Genomic DNA, 19543 nt, shown 5'->3' on the forward strand with positions numbered 1-19543 from the left:
GCCGAATTAGCGCCCCAAAACGTCCCGGTATCGCCGACCGGCGTCGGTATTCGCGTCGATCTCCGTCCGAATTCGGTCGGAAACCCACTCGTTCGCGACGTATCGTTCGTACACCGGGAGACGCTCGTGGAGCGGAACACCCGCCGATTCCGCGATGTCCTCCAGTTCGCGCAGGGCGGGCCATTCGTAGTCCGGATTGATGTAATCGTCCGTGACGGGCGACACGCCGCCCAGATCGTCCACGCCGCAGTCGAGCAGTTCCCGCGTCGGCGAGAGGTTCGGCGGCACCTGCACCGAAATCTCGTCCGGAAGCGCCACCCGCGCCATCGCCACGACCCGGCGCATGGTCTCGACCGACGGTTGCTCGAACCGCGAGCGCTCGTTCGGGACGACGTTCTGAACGATGATCTCCTGAACGTGTCCGTACCGTTCGTGCAGTTCCCGAATCGCCAACAGGCTCTCGGCCCTGTCGCGCCACTCCTCGCCGATGCCGACGAGCAGTCCGGTCGTGAACGGAACCCCGAGTTCGCCCGCGTTGCGAATCGTGGCGAGTCGCTGGCCCGGATTCTTCCGTCGCGGACCAGCGTGTGCGTCCACGTCTGCCGTCGTCTCCAGCATCACGCCCATGCTGGCGTTCACGTCCGCGACGAGTTCCATCTGCTCGCGGGTCTGGTCGCCCGGATTCGAGTGGGGAAGCAGACCCACGTCCAGCGCGAGTTCGCACACTTCCCGGAGGTAGGAGTGAATCGAGTCGTGGCCCCACTCGTCCAACTGCTCGTGAATCCGCGTGTAGCGGTCGTCGGGGTCGTCGCCGAAGGTGAACAGCGCCTCGGTACAGCCCGCATCGACGCCGGTTTCGAGGATGTCCCGAACCTCCTCGGGGGACAGCAGCGACGCCTGCCCCGGCGCGTCGAAGTAGGTGCAGTACGTGCAGGTGTAGCGACACGCCGTCGTCAGCGGAACGAAGACGTTCTTCGCGTAGGTCAGCGCGTCGGCGGGCGACGCGTCCGCCGGGGTGACGGCGAGCAGTCGGTCGATTTCCGCTTCGTCGAAAGTGATGTCGATGTCGTACTCTTCGGCCCCCGGAATCATACCGTGGGCTACGGAAGGAGGGGTAAAAGGGTTTGGAGCTTCGGGTCGGAAACGAATCCCCCACTCCCCGAATCCGAAGTTTCAAGCAACGATACAAAATACGAACCGGTAGATGTCCCCGCCAAGCGATGCCGGGCCGAAGGAACTACTCCACTGGTTTCGGACGACCGACGAGGAGCCAGTTCCCCTGCTCCGCGACCTACTGAAGACGCTACTGTGGCTCGTCGCCATCGGTGCCCTCCTGTTTGCGATCACGGGTGTGTGGCCGCCCATGGTCGCCGTCGAGAGCGGCAGCATGCAACCGCACATGGAGAAGGGCGATCTCATCGTCGTGATAGAGAAAGGGCGATTCGTCGGGGATGGGTCGTACGGCGACACGGGTGTCGTGCCGTATCGCGCGGGGAAGGGGTCGGGCTATCGGTCGTTCCATAGCTACGGGGACGTGATCATCTATCGGCCGGACGGCGCGACCGGGGAGACACCGATCATCCATCGTGCTCGGTTCTGGGTGCAAAAGAACGAGAACTGGTACGATAGGGCGGATCAGAAGTTCATCGGAAGCGCGGACAACTGCGAGGAGTTGCCGAACTGCCCCGCACCGCACGCCGGGTTCATCACCAAGGGCGACCACAACGGCGAGTACGACCAGGTTTACCGGGGAATCGGCGGGCCGATCAGCAGCCCCGTCGAATCCTCGTGGATCGTCGCCAAAGCGAAGATTCGAATCCCGTGGCTCGGCTGGGTTCGACTGGCGGTCTGATCGTTCGTTTTCCGGGTTTTCCTACCGCGTGACCGTCACGCGACCGCTCGTCACCGAGAGCGAGAACCCGGCGTCTTCGAGCCAATCGCCGGCGGAACCGTCGCCGTGCAACAGCACTTCCGCGAGGTCGTCCGGTTCGTCCACGTCCGTCGCGAGGCGATGGGAGTCGAGTTCGGTGACGGACGCGTTCGCCGCCGCCGCGATTTCGACGTGGTCGAGATACGAGGTGCCGTGATAATCCACCCGAAAGTCGGGATGGCGGGCGACGAGCGCGTTCGTCCCCCCGCCACGGCCCGGCGCGAGGACGACGTCGCCGTCGGCCGAGAAGAGGCGTTCGAGGGCGTCCGGGGTCGCCAACGCGAGGTCGGCCATCACGATTGCCGTGGAATCCCGCTCCTTTGATTCGACCGATTCGGCAAGTACCGCGTTCACCGCGGGCGTCAGCGGGCGAGTGTCGATGGTGAGTGGTGCATCGATATCGATTTCGCGGGTCGTGAGCACTCGTGGGCTCCGACCGGTCGCACGAATCGTCCCGAGAACGTCTTCGAGCATCACCAGCGCGAACTCGCGGCGCTCGTCGGCCGACAGTGTCCCGGCGAGTCTCGTCTTCGGTTCGCCCGCAGCGAACGGCACCACTACCTGCATGGACTGAAGTACTCGGTCGGCGTGTTAAGTGGTTGCGAAAGCGAGGACGACAAAAAGGTCGAAGGTGTGTCGCCGTCAGCGCAGACGGTAGTTGTTCTGCTGCTGGGAACGGTACCAGAACCCAGCACCGCCGATGATGATGATGACGAGAACTGCGATTCCACCGTACATGAGCAGCTTGTTCTGTTGTTCCGACTGCTGTGCCTTGTCCGATGCCGAGTTGGCGCTCTTTTTGGCCTTGTCGGCGAGGTTCGTGGCGAGGTCGAAGTTCTCCCCGTTGTACGCCGAGATGGCGTCGTCGAGGGAGCTCTGCGCCTCCTCCGTGTTCGCACCCGAGGACGCGTCGTCGATAGCGCCCTGTGCGGCCACGATGGCGTTACGGGCGTTCTTGCTGTCCTCGGTGTGGTAGTTCGCCGTCCACGTTTCTATCTCCTCGGTGTTGCCGCCCTTTCGGGTCTGGCTGAGTTTTGCGAACGTGAACGCCTGTTGGGGGTCGTACGAGAAGTTCTCGACTTCGGGCACCGTACCGGACACCTTCACGACCGCTTTGCTCGCGTCGCTGTCGAGCGCGAGCGAGTGGTTGAACGTCCGGCCGTCGTAGGATTTCTTGGCCTTCTGGTTACCCGCTTGGTCGTACGTCGTGACGGTCCACGTCACGTCGGTCAGTTCAGTTTTCCCGTGGAGCGTCCACTCCTCGTAGTTGCTGTAGAGGTCGGTCAGCGTCATCGTCGCGGTGACGGAGTCGCCGACTTTCGCGTCGCTCGGGACGTCCTTCCCCTTCGTCGAAATCGCCGTGGCAGGTGCGACTGCCGAGAGGGCGAGCGTGGCGACGAGGAGGAGGGCGAATAGCTTAGAACAACGGGTCGAGTTCATCTTCATCATCCTCGACGAGGTTTTCGAGGTTCGTCTGGCTCTCTTGTTGAATGTCGTCGATGTTGTCTTGGGCTTCGATGGCGACCTGCTGGAGTTCCTTGATCCGTGGAACGTTCGTGATTCCCGAGAGCAGGACGACGCTGGCGACGCTGGGTTCGTTGACGGGGTAGTCACCGCCACGGACTTCCATGCTACCGGTCTGCTCTTCGAGCCACTTGCGACCGCGCTCGATACCTTTCCGATTCAGGTGAGGGGACGGCCCGCTCATGACGAGGAGGGCGCGCTCCGTTCCCTGAATCTCACAGGGCATGGTCAACCGGCCGAGCGCCGCTTTGCGGACGAGGCTCGTGATTCGGTTGGTCGTGTGTGCCGTGTCCTTGGCCTGTCCGCCACTGCCGCCGGTGAAGCGGGAGAGAAGACCGCCGGAGTTCTGCATCTCGACTTCCTCCGCGGCGTAGCCGATGGTGGAGACGCCGCCACCGGCGAGCGTGTTGATGATCTCGCTGGAGTCGACGACGCTTTCGGCCACGTCGTCGCCGCCACCGACCTCACCGGCACCGAACAGGATGCCGAAGCGGGTGACGATCTCCTCGTTGATCTCCGCGTAGCCGCCCTCCATGCTTTCGCCGGATTGGCGCCACGCGTCGTTGTCGAACACCATCAGGTTGTCCACTTCGCGGACGAACGTCTGGAACGAACGCGCCGCGTTGAGCGTGTAGATGCCCCCTTCGTCGCCACCGGGCAGGATACCCAGCCCGTAGACGGGTTCGGTGTAGATTCGCTTCAGATGTTTCGCCACGACGGGCGCTCCGCCGCTTCCCGAACCGCCGCCCATTCCGGCGATGATGAGGAAGGCGTCCACCTCGTGGACGGGGATGTTGTCGATAGCCCCCTGCACTTCGTCGATATCCTCTTCGGCGATTTCCGCGCCGAGTTCGTTGTCCGCACCCACGCCGTGTCCTTTGACGCGGGACTGTCCGATGAGCACCCGGTTTTCCTCCGGAACGTGCTGTAGACCCATGAGGTCAGCACGGGCAGTGTTGACGGCGACAGCCGCGCGGACGATGCCGCTCTGTGTTCGCTGGTCGTATTCCAGGAACTTGTCGACGATTTTACCGCCTGCCTGACCAAATCCGATCATCGCGAGTTTCATTTTTCGGTACCGTTCTCCGTTGAGAGAAGAACAGAAGGAATAAGGGTATAAACTTTGTGGTATGTTCTGTTTCAAACTACGGACATACGTAGCACAAAAACGCAATACGGCGTCGGATTTTAGTGCAGTTTTCTTCCCGACTTGATTTGTATCATATGCCCCCTCTTTAAGTCTGCATATATCCAGAACAGTCTCGTTTGTGTTATGTCGGATCGATGGACTCAATCCCGAGATATTCCTCCAACGTAGTCAATTCTTCGGATTTAATGTCGAAGTTCCGAACATCGTTGTCCGACGTCGTATTGTCGAACTTCAGTGATCGATACTGGTCCGCACCCATCGGGAATCCCGGAATCGCGCCGCCGACCTTCAGCCCGACGCCCGCGAGTTCCATCGGTATCGGGAGCACGGTAACCGATTGTCCCTCGGCCCATCGAGCGAGTTTCGCAACCTCCGCCAGGGTCAACACTTCCGGGCCGCCGATCTCGTAGATCTGCCCGTCGTGGGATTCGTCCAGTCCGTCGGCCAGTATCGGCACGAGGTCGTCCACCCAGATGGGCTGGAACCGCGTTTTGCCCCCGCCGGGAAGCGGCGCGAGGTACGGCGGCGTGAGTTTCTTCGTGAACGAGACGAACTCGCCGCCGTCGCCGAAGACGACCGACGGGCGGAAAATCGTCCACCGGCGGTCGGACTCCTCCACGACTTCCTCGGCCCGCCCCTTCGCTCGGATGTACTCCGTCGGGCCGTACGGATCGGCCCCCAGCGCGCTCATCTGGACGATCTTTCCGACGTCGTGTTCCTCCGCCGCCCGGACGACGTTCTCCGTCCCGACGAGGTGGACACTCATGTGCGACAGCCCACGCGGCGGTTTGAACAACGGCGAGAGCGCCACGAGGTTGACGACCGCATCCTGTCCCGCGAATGCCTCCTCGATGGAGGCGTACGCCGTCACGTCACCCATCGCCGTCTCGACGCCGTCCGGAAATTCGGCTTCGTCCGGGTTCCGCGCCAACGCCGTCACCTCGTGGCCGCGTTCGTGCAGTTCGGGGACGAGGTTTCGACCGATGAATCCGGTGCCGCCGGTCACGAGAACTTTCATACCGTAGATATATGCTCCACTGCTGGTAAAGGTATCTCCCAACGAAACCGGCTAGGAAACGCGAGTGATCGGTAGAGGAAGGTGTGGCCCTTGCGATGCGGTACGATGGGGTTCGGTCGTCCAAAACGTACGTCCTGTTTTCGTCGCCGCCCGCAGACTGATGGTTGTCGCTCCCGTCTCTCGAACCATGAGCGTCAGTGGCCTGTGTCAGATCTGTGAAGCAGCGGAGGCGACGCACGACTGTGACCGCTGTGGGGCACTCGTCTGTGACGAACACTGGAACCGGTCGAGCGGGTACTGCGTCGAGTGTGCGGCCGAGTTGGGTGTCGGCGGGGAGCAAAATCGGACACCGAGCGGGCCGGGGGCGGAGGACATCACGCCGCCGGATACGGACGACGAGACACACCAACTCTGAGCTTCGAATCCCCTCCGTCCCGGTTCATCGATACTGGTTCAGCCGCTTCTTGAGCCGTTTCGCCGCTTGCCCAGAGGCCTTGGCGAACTGCTCGCCCGCGTCCTCGCCCGCGAAGATGATGCCGCGGGAGGAGTTGACGAGTCCGGCACCGTCCGCGAGGGCGTAGGTGGCGGCGGCCTCGGCGTCGCCGCCCTGTGCGCCGACACCGGGGACGAGGAACGGGAGGTCCGGGACGCGCTCGCGCAGTTCTTCGAGTTCGTCGGGGGTCGTCGCGCCGACGACGAGGCCGACGTTGCCGTTGCCGTTCCACAGGTCGGCGAGCGAGGCGACCCACTCGTACAGCGTCTCGCCGGAGGCCAGTTCGAGATTTTGCAGGTCCGATCCGCCGGGGTTGGAGGTTCGACAGAGGATGAACACGCCCTTGTCCTCGCGCGAGAGGAACGGGTCGAGCGAGTCCCGTCCCATGTAGGGGTTTGCGGTGATGGCGTCGGCCGAATCGAGGAGTTTCGCGTACTGACGGGCCGTGTTGCCGATGTCGCCGCGCTTCGCGTCCAACAGGACGGGGACGCCCTTCCCGTGTGCGTACGCGATGGTCTCGGTGAGCGCGGCCCAGCCGTCGCCGTCCTCGTAGAAGGCGGCGTTGGGTTTGTAGACGGCCGCGTGTTCGTGGGTCGCGTCGATGATGCGCCGGTTGAACGCCCAGCGCGGCAGGTCGTATTCGTGAAGGTGGTCGGGGATGCGTTCGATGTCGGGGTCGAGTCCGATGGAGACGATGCTGTCGGTGGTCTCGATGCGGTCGGCGAGCCGGTCGAAGAAGTTCATGTTCGGAAATTTTCGCGGTGGCTCAAGGAGTTATCGAACTGGTAAAGACAGTTCGGACCCATGAGTTCTGTACAATGCCTGTGACCGCTGTGGGCTTCGACCTCGACGAGACCCTCGCCGTGACCGAGAGGGCGCGAGAGAAACTGCTCGCGGATGCGACGAAGGCAGTCGGTGCTCCATCACTCACCCGTGAGGAGTATCTCGATGCCCACAGTCGTCATTTGACGAGTGACTCGCGGAAACCCATCTTTGCCGACCTGCTCGCCGATGGTCTCGGAGCGGATGCGGAGGAACTCACCGACGCCTATCAACAGGCGATTCTGGACTCGCTCGCGTCGGTCGGCGACATCCCGTCGCTTCTCTCGGAACTCCACCGGGAGTATCGCCTCGGCCTGCTCACGAACGGCCCGGTAGAGGCACAACGCGGAAAGCTTCACCAGTTGGGGTGGGAGGAGTACTTCGATGCGACGGTCGTCACCGGCGAACTCGAAGCTGGAAAGCCGGACCGCCGCGCGTTCGATGCGCTCTGTGAACGACTCGACGTTCGACCCGAGGAGATGGTGTACATCGGTGACAACCCGGAGGCGGACATCCGCGGCGCGAGCGACATCGGGATGAAGACGGTACAGGTTCTGTTTCCCGACGGACCGGAACCGGAACCGTCGGCCGACGCGTACGTCGACCGCGAGGAACTCGTGTCCGCGCTTCCGGGGATAATCGCGAAACTGGTCGAACCGAACGAGGACTAGGAGTACAACGACTCGACGACGGAATCCACGGCTCGTTTGACCTCCGCGCCGCTTTCCACGAACACGAGAACGCGAGGCGGGCGAACCGCCTTCGGGCGGACGCGAATGTCGGACTCGGCGGCTTTTCGTTCGACGGCTTCGACGTCCCCGGTCAGTTCGATACGGACCCTATCAGGATGGACGAACACCTCCGCGAACGGGTCGTCGTCCCCTTCGCGTTCGAGTTCGTAGGCGAGCGCCCCGTCTTCGGTCGGTTCGACGTCCGAGTCGGCGTTCACGACGGCGACGGAATCGAGCGGTGGATCCTCCCTGCCGTCGAACTCGGAGGAGAGAAGTTGTGCGATCCGTACCCCGTCCGTGATTTCGTCAACGACCATGGTTCGGATTGGGAGAGCGTCGGTTTACGTTTTGAGATCCGAGAGCGCCTCGGTCGCCTCGGTGCTCACGTCGATACCTTTCTTCCGCGCATAGACGACCGCGGCGGCCTCGACGGTGATTCCGGCGTTCCGCTGGAGTTCGTTGATTTCGGCGACCGCGGTCTGTTTGGTCGTCCCGTGTGCGACGGTCTTGTCGAGCACCTTTTCGAAAGTCGATTGCTCCTGCAAGAGGCTCTCGTCGGGAACGAACTCCTCGGGAATCTCGACTGTCGAGGGGTCGAACTCCGCGACGAGTTCGTCGTCGTCGTGTGACAACAATCCCTGACTGCTGGCGACGTCAACGAGGCGCTTCGCTTGGTCGGGCGAAAACCAGTCCCGGTCGAGCGACAGCGAGACCACGAACTCGCTCTCGCGCATGCGTTCGCGCCCTTGCTGCTGAAACGGCGTTGCGACTGCTATCCGCAGACTCATCGTCCGGCGAGACTGGACACGAGGGCCTAAATCTGGCGATGTAGGACTGCGAACCGAGTCATTGAAGTATTTCGTAGGCTACCTTCCCGGTATGAAAGACCAAGGACGCTCCACGCGAAAGCGAACCGGTGGACGACTGAAGCCCCTCCACAAGAAGAAAAAGCACGAACTCGGCCGTCAGCCCACCGAAACACAGGTCGGCGAACCGCGTTTCCGCACCACGGACGCCCGTGGCCGCAACTCGAAGATCCGCGCGCTCACGACCAACGTCGCCAACGTGACCGACGGCGGCGAAACGGTCAGCGCGACGATTCAGGACGTGCTCGAAAACGGCGCGAACCCGAACTACGCCCGCCGTAACATCATCACGAAGGGTGCCGTCATCGTCACGAACGAGGGCAAGGCCCGCGTGACCTCCCGTCCCGGCCAGACCGGACAGGTCAACGCTGTCGCCATCGACGACGAATAATCGACCCCGATTCTTTCGATTCGCAGGGAACGTAGCGACTGCGTCGTTCCGAGCGAAAGTTTCGGGCAGAGTATCGAATATCTCACATATTGCCACGGGGAACCACTCGGTTCCCCATCAACGAAATCGGACACGGGCGGGCAATTCTCGGCGTCGTCACTGCTGTACGTCTGGCAACGGGGACGACACGCGAACGTTCGAAAAGCAGTTGTCGAATAGCAGTCAGGGTTCGTTTTCCTACGGGCGCGGCGCGGCCTTCTGGAGCGCCGTCTCGGCGATGTTGCCGCCATAGTCGGCACACCGTGAGAGCGAGTCGACCACCAGTCCGAGCAGTTGTGCCTGTTGTGGGTCCTGCTTGCGCAGGAGTTTGTCGATCGCGCGCGCGTGCTCGTCGATGTCGAGAATGGACTCTCGCGCGTCGTTCGCCAACTTCGTCGCCTCCTCGCTGTCGTCCGTGAGCAGGGCGTCCATCGCCTCGTCGATGACGGCCGTCGAATCCTCGTGGAGCGCCTCGTAGCTCTCGATGACTTCATCGTCTATCTCGGGAAGCTGAAGCGTGAGCTGGCCGATTTTGGCGGCGTGGTCGGCGATGCGTTCGAGTTGCCGGGCGCTCGAATGGTAGTCGAAACACACCTCGCGGGACATGCCGAGTTCCTCCGTCGCCTTCGCCGTGCGAAGCGTCGCCCGGAAGATACGCGAGACGACGAACCAGAGGCGGTCAACGTCCTCGTCGCGCTCGATCACGTCGCGGGCGATGTCGTTGTCGTTCTCCGCGAGCGCGGTGACGGCGTCTTCGAGCATCGAGAGGGCGATGAGTCGCATGCGCGTGACCGCGTTGTGGATCGACAGTTCGGAGGAGTCCAGCAAGTCCTGAATTACGACCTTGTTCCCCGTTTCTTCGAGGACTTCCAACCCGACGAGGCTCTGGGTTGCGGCACTGATCGTGCGGCGCTGCTCGGTGGTGATCCGAGTCGCCTCTAGTGTAATGATGTCGAACCCGCTCACGTACATCGTGAACACTGCTCGCCGTAGTTCCTCGTCCTGAAGGTTCGTGATGTCGATCGAGCCTTCCAGCTGCCCGCGTTCGTTCTTCGGCGTGAGCAACAGCGAATCCGATTCGGGGTAGAACTCGACGACGCTCCCTGCCTCGACGTCGTTCTCCGTCGCCCACGACTTCGGAAGCGAAACGGTGTACGTCGAACCGCCGGTAACCTGCACCTTGCGCGTCTCCATACACGGGGAGTGGTTTGGCCGAGACCATAAATCCAACTATATCTATATACTATCTTGAAAATGCGAGTATATCGTCCGAGACTATGGTTCTCGCTCCAATCCTTGTCCACGGGACGATGGTTCCACCGTGTTTAACGAACAAAATTAGAAAATACATACGTAGTACAAATAACGTCTCTTTGCTAACTCGCCGATAATCTGCCGCTTACGGCAATTGATGGTGAATTATGCGATCTCCCAACGTTCGTAGAACAGTACCAAATAGAGGACTATATAGAAATAATAGCAACGTATTATTACGTTCTGTCCTTGGATTTGAGTGTATGTCAGGCAAGTCGTCAGGCGGTGTTTCACGGCGGAAGTTCCTCGCGGCAACGGGAACGACGGGCGCACTCGCGCTTGCGGGATGTAGTAGCCTCGGTGGATCGGGTGGCTCATCCTCCATAGACGCTGCGGGTTCGTCGTTCGTCGCCCCACTGATGAACAAGTGGGCGGACGAGTACAACAAGAAAAATGACGTCGAGGTCAACTACCGTTCCATCGGATCCGGTGCCGGTGTGAGCAACCTGATGGACAAGACGGTCGTGTTCGCGGGTTCGGACGCGCCGCTCAGCAAGGACCAGTACAAGAAGGTCCAGAAGGAAGGCGGCTGTGTCCACATCCCCGAAAGTCTCGGCGCGATTGCACCCGTGTTCAGCGTCGAGGGCGTGGACAGCCTCAAGATCACCGGCGAAGTCCTCGCCGACATCTTCCTCGGCAACATCAAGAAGTGGAACGACTCGAAGCTGAAGAAGCTCAACCCCGACGCCAATCTCCCGAGCGCGAACATCACGGTCGCACACCGTTCGGACGCGTCCGGGACGACCTACGGCTTTACGGGCTACCTCAGTCAGGTTAGCAGCAAGTGGAAGAGCCAAATCGGACAGACCGAAACCCCTAGCTGGCCGGTCGGTGTCGGTGGCAAAGGGAACGAGGGTGTCTCGGCGGCGATGAAGAAGCAGAAGAACGCCATCGGGTACGTCGAACTCACCTATGCCAAGCAGAACGACCTCGACGTCTTCAAGATGAAGAACAAGGCCGGGAAGTTCGTCGAAGCGTCCCCGGAAGGCGTCTCGGCGGCGGCGTCCGGCGCGGCGAACGACCTTCCGAAGGGAACGGACGACTGGTCGGACGTTTCCATCAGCAACGCCCCCGGCGAGAAATCGTGGCCCATCTCGACGTTCACGTACGTCATCATGTACAAGGACTTCGGCAAGGCCTACGAAGACTCCTCGAAGGAGGAAATGAAGAAGACGCTCAAGTTCGTCAAGTGGGCAGTCAACGACGGCCAGCAGTACGCGCCGAAACTCCACTACCCGAAGCTGCCCAGTCCTGCTGCCAAGCTGGACAATGCGACGCTTAAAAACATGACCTTTAATGGCGACACGGTGCTTTAAGCCGAATTGAGTATTATGTCCGGAACGAACGACGCCGAAACGACGCGGACGGCATTAACCACGGCCGACGAGGGCGTGGCGATGGATTCCGCGTTCCGAACGCTTACGCTTTTGGCCGGTTTGGTCATCGTCGGGATTATCGTCGTTATCCTCGGTTCTCTGTTGCTTCGAGCGATGCCGTCGATAGAACAGTTCGGTGTAGGCTTTCTCACCTCCGCCAGTTGGAACTCGACCAAAGAGCAGTTCGGAGCGCTTCCGTTCATCAGCGGAACGGTGCTCACCAGTTTCATGGCGCTCATTCTCGGCGCGCCAGTGAGCATCGGTATCGCCGTCCTGCTCACCCAGTACACGAAAGGAATCGTCCGGGAGACGTTCGTCTTCCTCGTCGAACTGGTCGCCGCAATCCCGAGCGTAATCTACGGCCTCTGGGGATTGTTGTTCTTCGCGCCCATCGTCGATAAGTACGTCATCCCCGCCATCAACGCGACGCCGCTGGGAATGCTTCCCATCTTCGGGCAGCAGTCCTACAGCTACAACATGCTGCTCGCGTCGCTCGTCCTGGCACTCATGATAACGCCCATCATCGCGTCGTTCAGTCGGGAGTCGCTCATCCGCGTCCCGACGGACCAGCGCGATGCAGGCATCGCACTCGGGTTGACGCGCTGGGAGGTCATCACCGGCGTCGTTCTTCCGTACGCGCGCACGGGAATCATCTCCGCGATCATCCTCGGTCTCGGACGTGCGATCGGTGAAACCATGGCCGTGACCATGCTCATCGGGAATAAGTATCAAGTAACCTCGGACTTCTTCAGTCCCGGCGCGACGATGAGTTCGCTCCTCGCGAACGAGTTCAACCAGAGTCCGAGCGTACTCCACAACTCGGCGCTGTTCGAAGTCGGCTTGGTGTTGTTCCTCGTCGCATTCGTCGTGAACAGCTTTGCTCGGCTTGCAATCACCCGTCTCTCACACGAGGGGTCGAGCTAGATGTCCTTCGAAACCACCGGTAAACGACATCGGTACCGGAAGATGAAGGCCCGCGTGATGGTCGGTCTCTGCGTCATCGCGCTCCTGTTGGCCATCGTCCCGCTCGGAGCCGTCCTCTTCATGATCGCCACGAAGGGGCTCTCGATGCTCTCGTTGGAGTTCATCACGACACTCCCGCAGTCCCCGATGGCGGGTGACGGAGGTGGCGGTGTCCAGAACGCGATCATCGGTACCTTCTGGGTCGTCTTGGTCTCCTGTCTGTTCAGCATCCCCATCGGTATCCTCTCGGGAATCTATCTCAACGAATACGGTGACAATCGCATCGGACAGACCGTCCGATTCACCACCGAAGTCCTGTCCGGACTTCCGTCCATCATCGCCGGTGTCGTCGTTTACGGCATCGTCGTCGTCGCCATGGGCGGCGTTACCGCGTTCGCCGGTGGGATCGCACTGAGCCTCCTCGCCATCCCGTGGATAACGGTCGCAACCGAGGACGCGCTCGGATTGGTTCCGCAGGCACACCGTGACGCCAGCCTCGCACTCGGCGTGAACCGGACCCACACCACCCTCTGGATCGTGCTGCCGTCCGCGTTGGGCGGCGTCATCACCGGAACGATGCTCGCAGTGGCTCGTGTGGCTGGTGAGACGGCACCGCTGATCTGGACGGCCGGGTTCTCGAAGTTCGAGTTCCACGGCGTGTTCGATCAGACCGCGACGTTGTCGATTCTCATCTACAACTACGCCACCTCGCCGTACGATGCGTGGCACAACGTCGCATGGGGAGCCGCCGTTCTCCTCGTCGGCCTCATCCTCGTGACGAACATTCTCGCACGAGCGATCTGGGCGGTCAAACGGCGTTCAATGGAGGGTAGTCGATAATGTCACAACAGAACCAAGACAGCACGGTATCGGAAGACCAAAACGGGCCTGATCCGAAGAGCGATCAAGACGTATCAATGCGGTCCGTAACCACCGAACGTACCGGCGAGGAAGAGAACCGAGACCTCTCCGAAACGGAGACGAAAATCTCCGTCGAGGACTTGGACGTCTACTACGACGACGATCAAGCGCTCCAGAGCGTGTCGATGGACATCCCGGCCAACAGCGTGACGGCGCTCATCGGTCCATCCGGCTGTGGGAAATCCACCTTCCTCCGGTGTCTCAACCGGATGAACGACGAAATCGACGCCGCGAGCGTCGAGGGATCGATAGAACTCGACGACGAGGAGATAAACGAGGCCGAGATAGACCTCGTGGAACTCCGTCGCCGCGTCGGGATGGTGTTCCAGCAACCCAACCCGTTCCCGAAATCCATCCGCGAGAACATCACCTACGCGCCGAACAAGCACGGCGAGATCAAGACCGGCCTGATCGACCGCCTGCTCGGCCGTGCGAACACCGAGGAAGCCGAAAAACTGGTCGAAGACAGCCTCCGCGGTGCCGCGATTTGGGACGAGGTGAACGACCGCCTCGACGAGAGCGCGATGGGTCTCTCCGGCGGTCAACAACAGCGACTCTGTATCGCACGCGCCATCGCCGTCAGTCCGGACGTGATCCTGATGGACGAACCGGCGAGCGCGCTCGACCCCGTCGCCACCTCGAAAATTGAGGACCTCATCACGGACCTCGCGGAGGACTACACGGTCGTCATCGTCACGCACAACATGCAGCAAGCAGCCCGCATCAGCGATCAGACCGCCGTGTTCCTCACCGGCGGCGAACTCGTCGAGTACGACAACACCGACAAAATCTTCGAGAACCCGGAAAGTCAGCGCGTCGAAGATTACATTACGGGTAAGTTCGGATAATAACATATGCCACGAAACGACTATCAGGCGCAACTCACGGACCTCCGTGAGAACGTCCTCTACATGAGCGAGGTCGTGATGGAACGGCTCCGTCTCGGTCTCAACGCACTGGAACAGAAAGACCCGGAACTCGCCCAGGAGGTCATCGAGGGCGACGACGAGGTGAACGAGCTGTATCTCTCGCTCGAACAGGACTGTATCGACCTGTTCGCGCTCCAACAGCCCGTCGCGAGCGACCTGCGAATGATCGCCGCGTCGTTCAAGATCATCACCGACCTCGAACGCATCGCCGACCTCGCGGTCAACCTCGGCGAGTACACGCTCGAAGCCGACCACGACGTGTTCCCCGAAGTCAACATTCAGGAACTGGGCAACATCACCCTCGACATGCTGGAAGTGACGATGGATGCCTACGCCGAGAACGACGCCGAAGATTGCTACGCCGTCGCCGAGCGCGACGAAGACCTCGACGACCTCTGTGAACGTGCGAGCGCGCTCGTCGTCCGTGACCTCATCGAGACCGAACTCGAAGAGAACACGGAGGAAGAAATCGAACGACTCCTGCAGGACGTCTCCCGTCTCCTGCTCACGATCCGCGACCTCGAACGCATCGGCGACCACTCCGTCAACATCGCCGCCCGAACGTTCTACATGGTTGAGAACGACGACGAACTCATCTACTAAGAACCCACCTTTTTATTGCGAGGGTCGCTCTGCGACCCTCGATAAAAATCTGGACCAAAAGCAACGGAAGACGTTCCTGCTCGCTTACGCTGTGCGGGCATGCGACTTCCTGGCCTTCCTTCACTACGTTCAGGAAGACACTCCTCATCCCACTTCGAGGTCGTCGGCCCGGAAAATCGGAGATTTTCCGGAGAGTGTGCTCGCGACTGGCGGTTGTTTCCATGCCGTCACCCAACTCTCATTCAATTTTCAGAGAACCACAGACTTCCCTCGCCTCCGATGAAACGGTGCTGTTTGCTTTGAAAGGCGAGCATTTATTTCGTGGTCCGGACGGCGACGAATTTGAACTCTCCCACCGGAGGAGAAGCGACTGCGCGAGACTGGTCACAACACTGGTGAAGATACGAAACCGCCGAGAATCAACCGATGACACAACCACCGAAAACAGAATCTTCGCAACCGCCAGAAATGACCAACGACACAACCGCGGAGGCCAGCGTCCTCTCCGGAAAATCGGAGATTTCCGGGCCGACGACTGAACGGCGTTTTAGACGACTCGCTGTGCGAGTCGTCTAAAACGAAGTGAAGGAGGAGTGCTTTTGGTCCAGATTTTGCCAGGGAGCGCGGCTATGCCGCGCGACCGCAGCAAAAGGTGGTTCTTATTGGAAGCCAATGCGGCCGCCGGTCTGGCGCTGCGGACCGGACGACCCGCCCTTGAACTCCTGTTCCATCTGGGAGTAGTAATCGAGCAGGTCTTCGGTGATGGTCGCGCGAACACTCTCCATCGCGGCGCGGAAGTGTCGCATCTCGACCTCTTCGGCGTCGTCGTCCTCGCGCAGGGCCTCGATTGCGGCCTCGCGGGCGATGGATTCCAGGTCGCTGCCGACGTAGCCGTCGGTCATCTCCGCGAGTTCGCGCAGGCTCACGTCGGGCGCGAGCGGACTGTCCTCGGTGTGGATCTTGAGGATCTGTTCGCGGCCTTCCTCGTCGGGTTGACCGATCATGACGAGACGGTCGAACCGACCGGAGCGGATGAGCGCCGGGTCGATCATGTCCGGGCGGTTGGTCGCGCCGATGACCATCACGTCGCCCTTGTCCTCCAACCCGTCGAGTTCGGTGAGGAGTTGGTTGACGACGCGTTCCGAGACGTTGCTCCCGACTTCCTGTCCCCGTCCGGGGGCGAGGCTGTCGAGTTCGTCGAAGAAGATGACCGTCGGGCTGACCTGCCGCGCCTTGCGGAACGTCTGCCGGATGGCCTTCTCCGATTCACCGACCCACTTCGACAGCAGTTGCGGGCCACGGACGCTGATGAAGTTGGCGTTCGTCTCGTTGGCGACGGCCTTCGCCATGAGCGTCTTTCCGGTTCCGGGCGGCCCGTAGAGCAGGACGCCGCTCGGCGGTTCGATTCCCATCCGTTCGAACTTCTCGGGCGAGGAGAGCGGCCACTCGACGCTCTCTTTGACCTGACTCTTGGCGTCTTCGAGGCCACCGACGTCGTCCCACGACACCTTCGGGAGTTCGACCAGCACCTCGCGCATCGCGGAGGGCTCGACCTCGTTCAGCGCGCCGCGGAAGTCCTCGCGCTTGACGATCATCCGGTCGATGAGCGACGGCGGGATGGACTCCTCGTCCAGGTCGATCTCGGGTAGGTAGCGCCGGAGCGCCTTCATCGCGGCCTCCTTGGTCAGGCTCTCGATGTCGGCACCGACGAACCCGTGGGTGTCGTTCGACAGGCCGGGAAGGTTCACGTCGTCCGACAGCGGCATCCCGCGGGTGTGAATCTGCAGGATCTCCGTGCGGCCCTCCTCGTCCGGCACGCCGATCTCGATCTCGCGGTCGAAGCGACCGGGGCGACGGAGCGCCGGATCGACCGAATCGACTCGGTTCGTGGCGGCGATGACGATGACCTGACCTCGTGCCTCCAACCCGTCCATCATCGTCAGCAGTTGGGCGACGACGCGGCGTTCGACTTCGCCGGTCACGTCCTCGCGCTTCGGTGCGATGGAGTCGAGTTCGTCGATGAAGATAATGGAGGGGGACTCCTCGGCCGCATCCTCGAAGATCTCACGGAGTTGCTGTTCGGACTCCCCGTAGTATTTCGAGATGATCTCCGGACCAGCGATGGAGAAGAAACTCGCGCTGGTTTCGTTGGCGACGGCCTTCGCCAACAGCGTCTTCCCGGTGCCCGGTGGACCGTGCAGGAGCACACCTTGCGGCGGCTCGATGCCGAGCTTTTGGAAGATCTGCGGGTGTTTCATCGGGAGTTCGACCATCTCCCGCACGCGCTGGATTTCGTTCTGAAGGCCACCGATGTCCTCGTAGGTGATGCCACCGCCGGTCTTCTCGAAGCCCGATATCGGCTCCTCTCGGAGTTCGACTTCGGTGTCCTCGGTTATGAGACAGACTCCCTGCGGGTCGGTTTCTACTGCGATGAGCGGGATCGCCTGTCCCGGCGAGCGCATGAATGGGTGATTCGTGCTCGACATGACGGGCACGATATCGCGCTCGACCACCGGGCGCTTCAGGATCTGTCGTTTGACCATTCCGGCCGCGTCGCTGCCGAACTGGACGCTCGCTTCCTCCGGCGGCGCGAGCACCAGTTTGTCGGCCTTGTCGGCCTCTGCTTTGCGGATTTCGACGCGTTCACCGATCCCGACGTCCGCGTTCTGGCGGGTGAAGCCGTCGATACGGACGGTGTCGGTGTTCCAGTCCTGTCGGTCGGCACGCCAGACTTTCGCGGCGGTCGTATCGCCTCCTTCTATCTCGATGATATCTCCGGGGCTCAGCTTCAGATGCAAGAGCGTGTCCGGGTCGAGACGGGCGATACCGCGTCCCGAATCGTTCGGATACGCCTTCGCCACCTCCAGTTGCACTTCGTTCATGATTGTTCAGTCACGGGGGATAGTTGTGGGTGATAGTTCGCAGGGCATAAGTCCTGTGCTACCGGGAACTTCGGCCATCTCCGATACCGTCGGACGGTGCCCGCGTTCGATGGCTGTCACTACGTGGGGGCAGTACAAAGGGATAGTGGTGGCGACATGACCGCAGGGACTTTCCCGTTCCGGGTCGGGGAGCGACGTATGAGAGCGCTTGCGTTCGACGGGCGAATGGGTGCCAGCGGTGATATGATTCTCGGGGCGCTGCTCGACGCGGGAGCGAACAGGGACGCACTCTCCCCCGTCGAAGACGCGCTGCCGGTGGAGTATTCGGCCGAAACGACGGTCAAAAACGGGATTTCCTCGACACGCGTTCACGTTCTCCTGACGGACGAGGATGGAGAATCGGATCGTTCGCACGGGGACCACACTCACGACCACCACAGCGACCACCATTCTCACGACGATCACACGCACAGCCACCAGCACGAACATAGTCACGACCACGATCACCAGCATTCCCACGACGAGCACCACGACCACGACCACCACCACAATCACGAACATGATCATCACGATCACCACCACCACGCCGAGGGTGCCGGTCCTGCTCGAACCTACCGCGAGGTCATCGACGTGCTCGAATCGATGGAACTCGATTCACCCATCGAGCGGAACGCGAAAGCCGTCTTCCGAATCCTGGGCGAAGCGGAGGCGAGCGTCCACGACACCGACCTCGAATCGACGCACTTCCACGAAGTCGGCACCGACGACGCCATCGCGGACATCGTCGGCGCGTCGCTACTGTTCGCGAACCTCGACGCCGAGCGGGTCGTGACGACGCCCCTCGCGACCGGCGGCGGCGAGGTCGGCATGAGTCACGGAACGTTCCCGATACCCGCGCCAGCGGTGGTCGAAATCGCGGCCGGGGCCGACTGGTCGCTCTCCGGTGGTCCCGTCGAAGCGGAACTGCTCACGCCGACCGGTGCCGCGATTCTCGCCCACTTCGCGGACGGGGTCGAAACCCTGCCGACGTTGAACGTCGAGAACTCGGGCTACGGCGCTGGTGGCTACGACTTTTCGGACCACCCGAACGTTCTGCGGGTCCTCGTCGGTGAATCGGCGGGTGGTCTCGTGCGCGACGAAATAACCGTTCTCGAAACGAACCTTGACGACACGTCGCCGGAGGTGCTCGGCGGGCTACAGGAAACCCTCGCGGATTCGGGTGCGCGGGACGTCTCAGTCGTCCCACTTTCGATGAAGAAATCCCGCCCCGGACACCTCGTGAAGGTCGTCGTCAAACCGGAGGACGCAGCGCGAGTGGCTCGAAAACTGGCCGAGGAGACGGGAACGCTCGGCGTTCGGCAATCGGGTGGCAGTTATCGGTGGATCGCTCACCGGGAGTTCGAGACGGTGACGCTGGACATCGACGGATCGAAATACGACGTGACGGTGAAGGTCGCGAGCGACGATTCCGGGTCGGTCTTCGACGTGAGCGCGGAGTTCGACGACGCGCAGGCTGTTGCGGAAGAGTCGGGAATGGCGGTGCGGGAAGTCATGCGTCGAGCGGAGGGAACCGTTCACGAAAACGAGTGAC

The 19543-nt window shown here is 61.5% G+C and carries 20 protein-coding genes; 10 read left to right on the forward strand and 10 right to left on the reverse strand.

What is annotated here, in order from left to right:
* Window positions 1-6 precede the first annotated feature (6 nt).
* Entirely contained in the window at window positions 7-1092 is a 1086-nt protein-coding gene (cofG, locus tag NKF25_RS03640) for a 7,8-didemethyl-8-hydroxy-5-deazariboflavin synthase subunit CofG (RefSeq protein ID WP_253225347.1), read from the reverse strand.
* Window positions 1093-1204: 112 nt separating this feature from the next.
* On the opposite strand from cofG, the gene NKF25_RS03645 reads away from it, so the two are divergent.
* On the forward strand, window positions 1205-1852 hold the full coding sequence (locus NKF25_RS03645) for a S26 family signal peptidase (protein WP_066141213.1): 648 nt from the start codon (window positions 1205-1207) through the stop codon (window positions 1850-1852).
* 21 nt (window positions 1853-1873) lie between these two features.
* Here the strand turns inward: NKF25_RS03645 and cofC are convergent, their stop codons facing one another.
* The 4 genes from cofC to NKF25_RS03665 form a co-directional block, all read right to left on the reverse strand.
* Window positions 1874-2497, reverse strand: coding sequence for a 2-phospho-L-lactate guanylyltransferase (gene cofC, locus NKF25_RS03650; RefSeq protein WP_253225348.1), 624 nt, complete (start codon window positions 2495-2497; stop codon window positions 1874-1876).
* A gap of 75 nt (window positions 2498-2572) precedes the next feature.
* A complete protein-coding gene (locus NKF25_RS03655; protein ID WP_253225349.1) occupies window positions 2573-3370 on the reverse strand; it encodes a DUF4398 domain-containing protein in 798 nt (265 codons plus the stop codon).
* Window positions 3348-4523, reverse strand: a complete 1176-nt coding sequence (locus NKF25_RS03660) for a tubulin/FtsZ family protein (protein ID WP_253225350.1) — start codon at window positions 4521-4523, stop codon at window positions 3348-3350. Before NKF25_RS03660 ends, NKF25_RS03655 begins: the two co-directional genes overlap by 23 nt.
* 202 nt (window positions 4524-4725) lie before the next feature.
* Window positions 4726-5622: a complex I NDUFA9 subunit family protein gene (locus NKF25_RS03665; protein WP_253225351.1), complete on the reverse strand. Its 897-nt coding sequence runs from the start codon at window positions 5620-5622 to the stop codon at window positions 4726-4728.
* A 187-nt stretch (window positions 5623-5809) separates the two neighbouring features.
* On the opposite strand from NKF25_RS03665, the gene NKF25_RS03670 reads away from it, so the two are divergent.
* Complete coding sequence (locus tag NKF25_RS03670) at window positions 5810-6037, forward strand: hypothetical protein (RefSeq protein ID WP_190303713.1); 228 nt, start codon at window positions 5810-5812, stop codon at window positions 6035-6037.
* Between the two features lie 24 nt (window positions 6038-6061).
* Here NKF25_RS03670 and pyrF read toward each other — a convergent pair whose 3' ends face one another.
* Window positions 6062-6859, reverse strand: coding sequence for an orotidine-5'-phosphate decarboxylase (gene pyrF, locus NKF25_RS03675; RefSeq protein WP_253225352.1), 798 nt, complete (start codon window positions 6857-6859; stop codon window positions 6062-6064).
* 74 nt (window positions 6860-6933) lie between these two features.
* Here pyrF and NKF25_RS03680 point away from each other — a divergent pair, with 74 nt between their 5' ends.
* A complete protein-coding gene (locus tag NKF25_RS03680) occupies window positions 6934-7608 on the forward strand; it encodes an HAD family hydrolase (RefSeq protein WP_253225353.1) in 675 nt (224 codons plus the stop codon).
* Here NKF25_RS03680 and NKF25_RS03685 read toward each other — a convergent pair.
* Both NKF25_RS03685 and NKF25_RS03690 read right to left on the reverse strand, forming a co-directional pair.
* Window positions 7605-7985, reverse strand: coding sequence for a hypothetical protein (locus NKF25_RS03685; protein ID WP_253225354.1), 381 nt, complete (start codon window positions 7983-7985; stop codon window positions 7605-7607). The two genes, NKF25_RS03680 and NKF25_RS03685, sit on opposite strands and share 4 nt — an antisense overlap.
* 24 nt (window positions 7986-8009) lie before the next feature.
* Window positions 8010-8456: a DUF2240 family protein gene (locus NKF25_RS03690; RefSeq protein ID WP_253225355.1), complete on the reverse strand. Its 447-nt coding sequence runs from the start codon at window positions 8454-8456 to the stop codon at window positions 8010-8012.
* A gap of 91 nt (window positions 8457-8547) precedes the next feature.
* On the opposite strand from NKF25_RS03690, the gene NKF25_RS03695 reads away from it, so the two are divergent.
* Entirely contained in the window at window positions 8548-8925 is a 378-nt protein-coding gene (locus NKF25_RS03695) for a 30S ribosomal protein S8e (protein ID WP_253225356.1), read from the forward strand.
* 237 nt (window positions 8926-9162) lie between these two features.
* Here NKF25_RS03695 and NKF25_RS03700 read toward each other — a convergent pair whose 3' ends face one another.
* Window positions 9163-10158 (reverse strand): phosphate uptake regulator PhoU, encoded by a 996-nt coding sequence (locus NKF25_RS03700; RefSeq protein WP_253225357.1) that lies wholly within the window; start codon window positions 10156-10158, stop codon window positions 9163-9165.
* 323 nt (window positions 10159-10481) lie between these two features.
* Between NKF25_RS03700 and pstS the strand changes: the two genes are divergently transcribed.
* The 5 genes from pstS (at window position 10482) to phoU (ending at window position 15070) form a co-directional block, all read left to right on the forward strand.
* Window positions 10482-11594, forward strand: a complete 1113-nt coding sequence (pstS, locus tag NKF25_RS03705; protein WP_253225358.1) for a phosphate ABC transporter substrate-binding protein PstS — start codon at window positions 10482-10484, stop codon at window positions 11592-11594.
* A gap of 15 nt (window positions 11595-11609) precedes the next feature.
* Complete coding sequence (gene pstC / locus NKF25_RS03710) at window positions 11610-12578, forward strand: phosphate ABC transporter permease subunit PstC (protein WP_253225359.1); 969 nt, start codon at window positions 11610-11612, stop codon at window positions 12576-12578.
* Window positions 12579-13457 carry a phosphate ABC transporter permease PstA gene (pstA, locus tag NKF25_RS03715; protein ID WP_082837726.1) on the forward strand — a complete coding sequence of 293 codons (879 nt, stop codon included), beginning with the start codon at window positions 12579-12581 and terminating at the stop codon, window positions 13455-13457.
* A gap of 77 nt (window positions 13458-13534) precedes the next feature.
* Entirely contained in the window at window positions 13535-14386 is an 852-nt protein-coding gene (pstB, locus tag NKF25_RS03720) for a phosphate ABC transporter ATP-binding protein PstB (RefSeq protein WP_253225360.1), read from the forward strand.
* Between the two features lie 6 nt (window positions 14387-14392).
* Window positions 14393-15070, forward strand: a complete 678-nt coding sequence (gene phoU, locus NKF25_RS03725) for a phosphate signaling complex protein PhoU (RefSeq protein WP_253225361.1) — start codon at window positions 14393-14395, stop codon at window positions 15068-15070.
* 659 nt (window positions 15071-15729) lie between these two features.
* Here the strand turns inward: phoU and NKF25_RS03730 are convergent.
* Complete coding sequence (locus tag NKF25_RS03730; protein WP_253225362.1) at window positions 15730-17952, reverse strand: CDC48 family AAA ATPase; 2223 nt, start codon at window positions 17950-17952, stop codon at window positions 15730-15732.
* 198 nt (window positions 17953-18150) lie between these two features.
* Between NKF25_RS03730 and larC the strand changes: the two genes are divergently transcribed.
* Window positions 18151-19542 (forward strand): nickel pincer cofactor biosynthesis protein LarC, encoded by a 1392-nt coding sequence (larC, locus tag NKF25_RS03735; protein ID WP_253225363.1) that lies wholly within the window; start codon window positions 18151-18153, stop codon window positions 19540-19542.
* The last annotated feature ends 1 nt before the right edge of the window (window position 19543 follow it).

The organism is Haladaptatus sp. AB643, from assembly GCF_024136975.1.
Taxonomy (GTDB): Archaea; Halobacteriota; Halobacteria; order Halobacteriales; family Haladaptataceae; genus Haladaptatus.

Excerpts from the sequence above, each read along its gene's own strand:
- NKF25_RS03645 (WP_066141213.1), top strand. The coding sequence starts at position 1,205 with ATGTCCCCGCCAAGCGATGCCGGGCCGAAGGAACTACTCCACTGGTTT.
- phoU (WP_253225361.1), top strand. The coding sequence starts at position 14,393 with ATGCCACGAAACGACTATCAGGCGCAACTCACGGACCTCCGTGAGAAC.
- NKF25_RS03700 (WP_253225357.1), bottom strand. The coding sequence starts at position 10,158 with ATGGAGACGCGCAAGGTGCAGGTTACCGGCGGTTCGACGTACACCGTT.
- NKF25_RS03670 (WP_190303713.1), top strand. The coding sequence starts at position 5,810 with ATGAGCGTCAGTGGCCTGTGTCAGATCTGTGAAGCAGCGGAGGCGACG.
- NKF25_RS03730 (WP_253225362.1), bottom strand. The coding sequence starts at position 17,952 with ATGAACGAAGTGCAACTGGAGGTGGCGAAGGCGTATCCGAACGATTCG.
- cofG (WP_253225347.1), bottom strand. The coding sequence starts at position 1,092 with ATGATTCCGGGGGCCGAAGAGTACGACATCGACATCACTTTCGACGAA.
- pyrF (WP_253225352.1), bottom strand. The coding sequence starts at position 6,859 with ATGAACTTCTTCGACCGGCTCGCCGACCGCATCGAGACCACCGACAGC.
- pstS (WP_253225358.1), top strand. The coding sequence starts at position 10,482 with ATGTCAGGCAAGTCGTCAGGCGGTGTTTCACGGCGGAAGTTCCTCGCG.
- pstA (WP_082837726.1), top strand. The coding sequence starts at position 12,579 with ATGTCCTTCGAAACCACCGGTAAACGACATCGGTACCGGAAGATGAAG.
- NKF25_RS03685 (WP_253225354.1), bottom strand. The coding sequence starts at position 7,985 with ATGGTCGTTGACGAAATCACGGACGGGGTACGGATCGCACAACTTCTC.
- larC (WP_253225363.1), top strand. The coding sequence starts at position 18,151 with ATGAGAGCGCTTGCGTTCGACGGGCGAATGGGTGCCAGCGGTGATATG.
- NKF25_RS03690 (WP_253225355.1), bottom strand. The coding sequence starts at position 8,456 with ATGAGTCTGCGGATAGCAGTCGCAACGCCGTTTCAGCAGCAAGGGCGC.
- NKF25_RS03655 (WP_253225349.1), bottom strand. The coding sequence starts at position 3,370 with ATGAACTCGACCCGTTGTTCTAAGCTATTCGCCCTCCTCCTCGTCGCC.
- NKF25_RS03665 (WP_253225351.1), bottom strand. The coding sequence starts at position 5,622 with ATGAAAGTTCTCGTGACCGGCGGCACCGGATTCATCGGTCGAAACCTC.
- cofC (WP_253225348.1), bottom strand. The coding sequence starts at position 2,497 with ATGCAGGTAGTGGTGCCGTTCGCTGCGGGCGAACCGAAGACGAGACTC.
- NKF25_RS03695 (WP_253225356.1), top strand. The coding sequence starts at position 8,548 with ATGAAAGACCAAGGACGCTCCACGCGAAAGCGAACCGGTGGACGACTG.
- NKF25_RS03680 (WP_253225353.1), top strand. The coding sequence starts at position 6,934 with ATGCCTGTGACCGCTGTGGGCTTCGACCTCGACGAGACCCTCGCCGTG.
- NKF25_RS03660 (WP_253225350.1), bottom strand. The coding sequence starts at position 4,523 with ATGAAACTCGCGATGATCGGATTTGGTCAGGCAGGCGGTAAAATCGTC.
- pstC (WP_253225359.1), top strand. The coding sequence starts at position 11,610 with ATGTCCGGAACGAACGACGCCGAAACGACGCGGACGGCATTAACCACG.
- pstB (WP_253225360.1), top strand. The coding sequence starts at position 13,535 with ATGCGGTCCGTAACCACCGAACGTACCGGCGAGGAAGAGAACCGAGAC.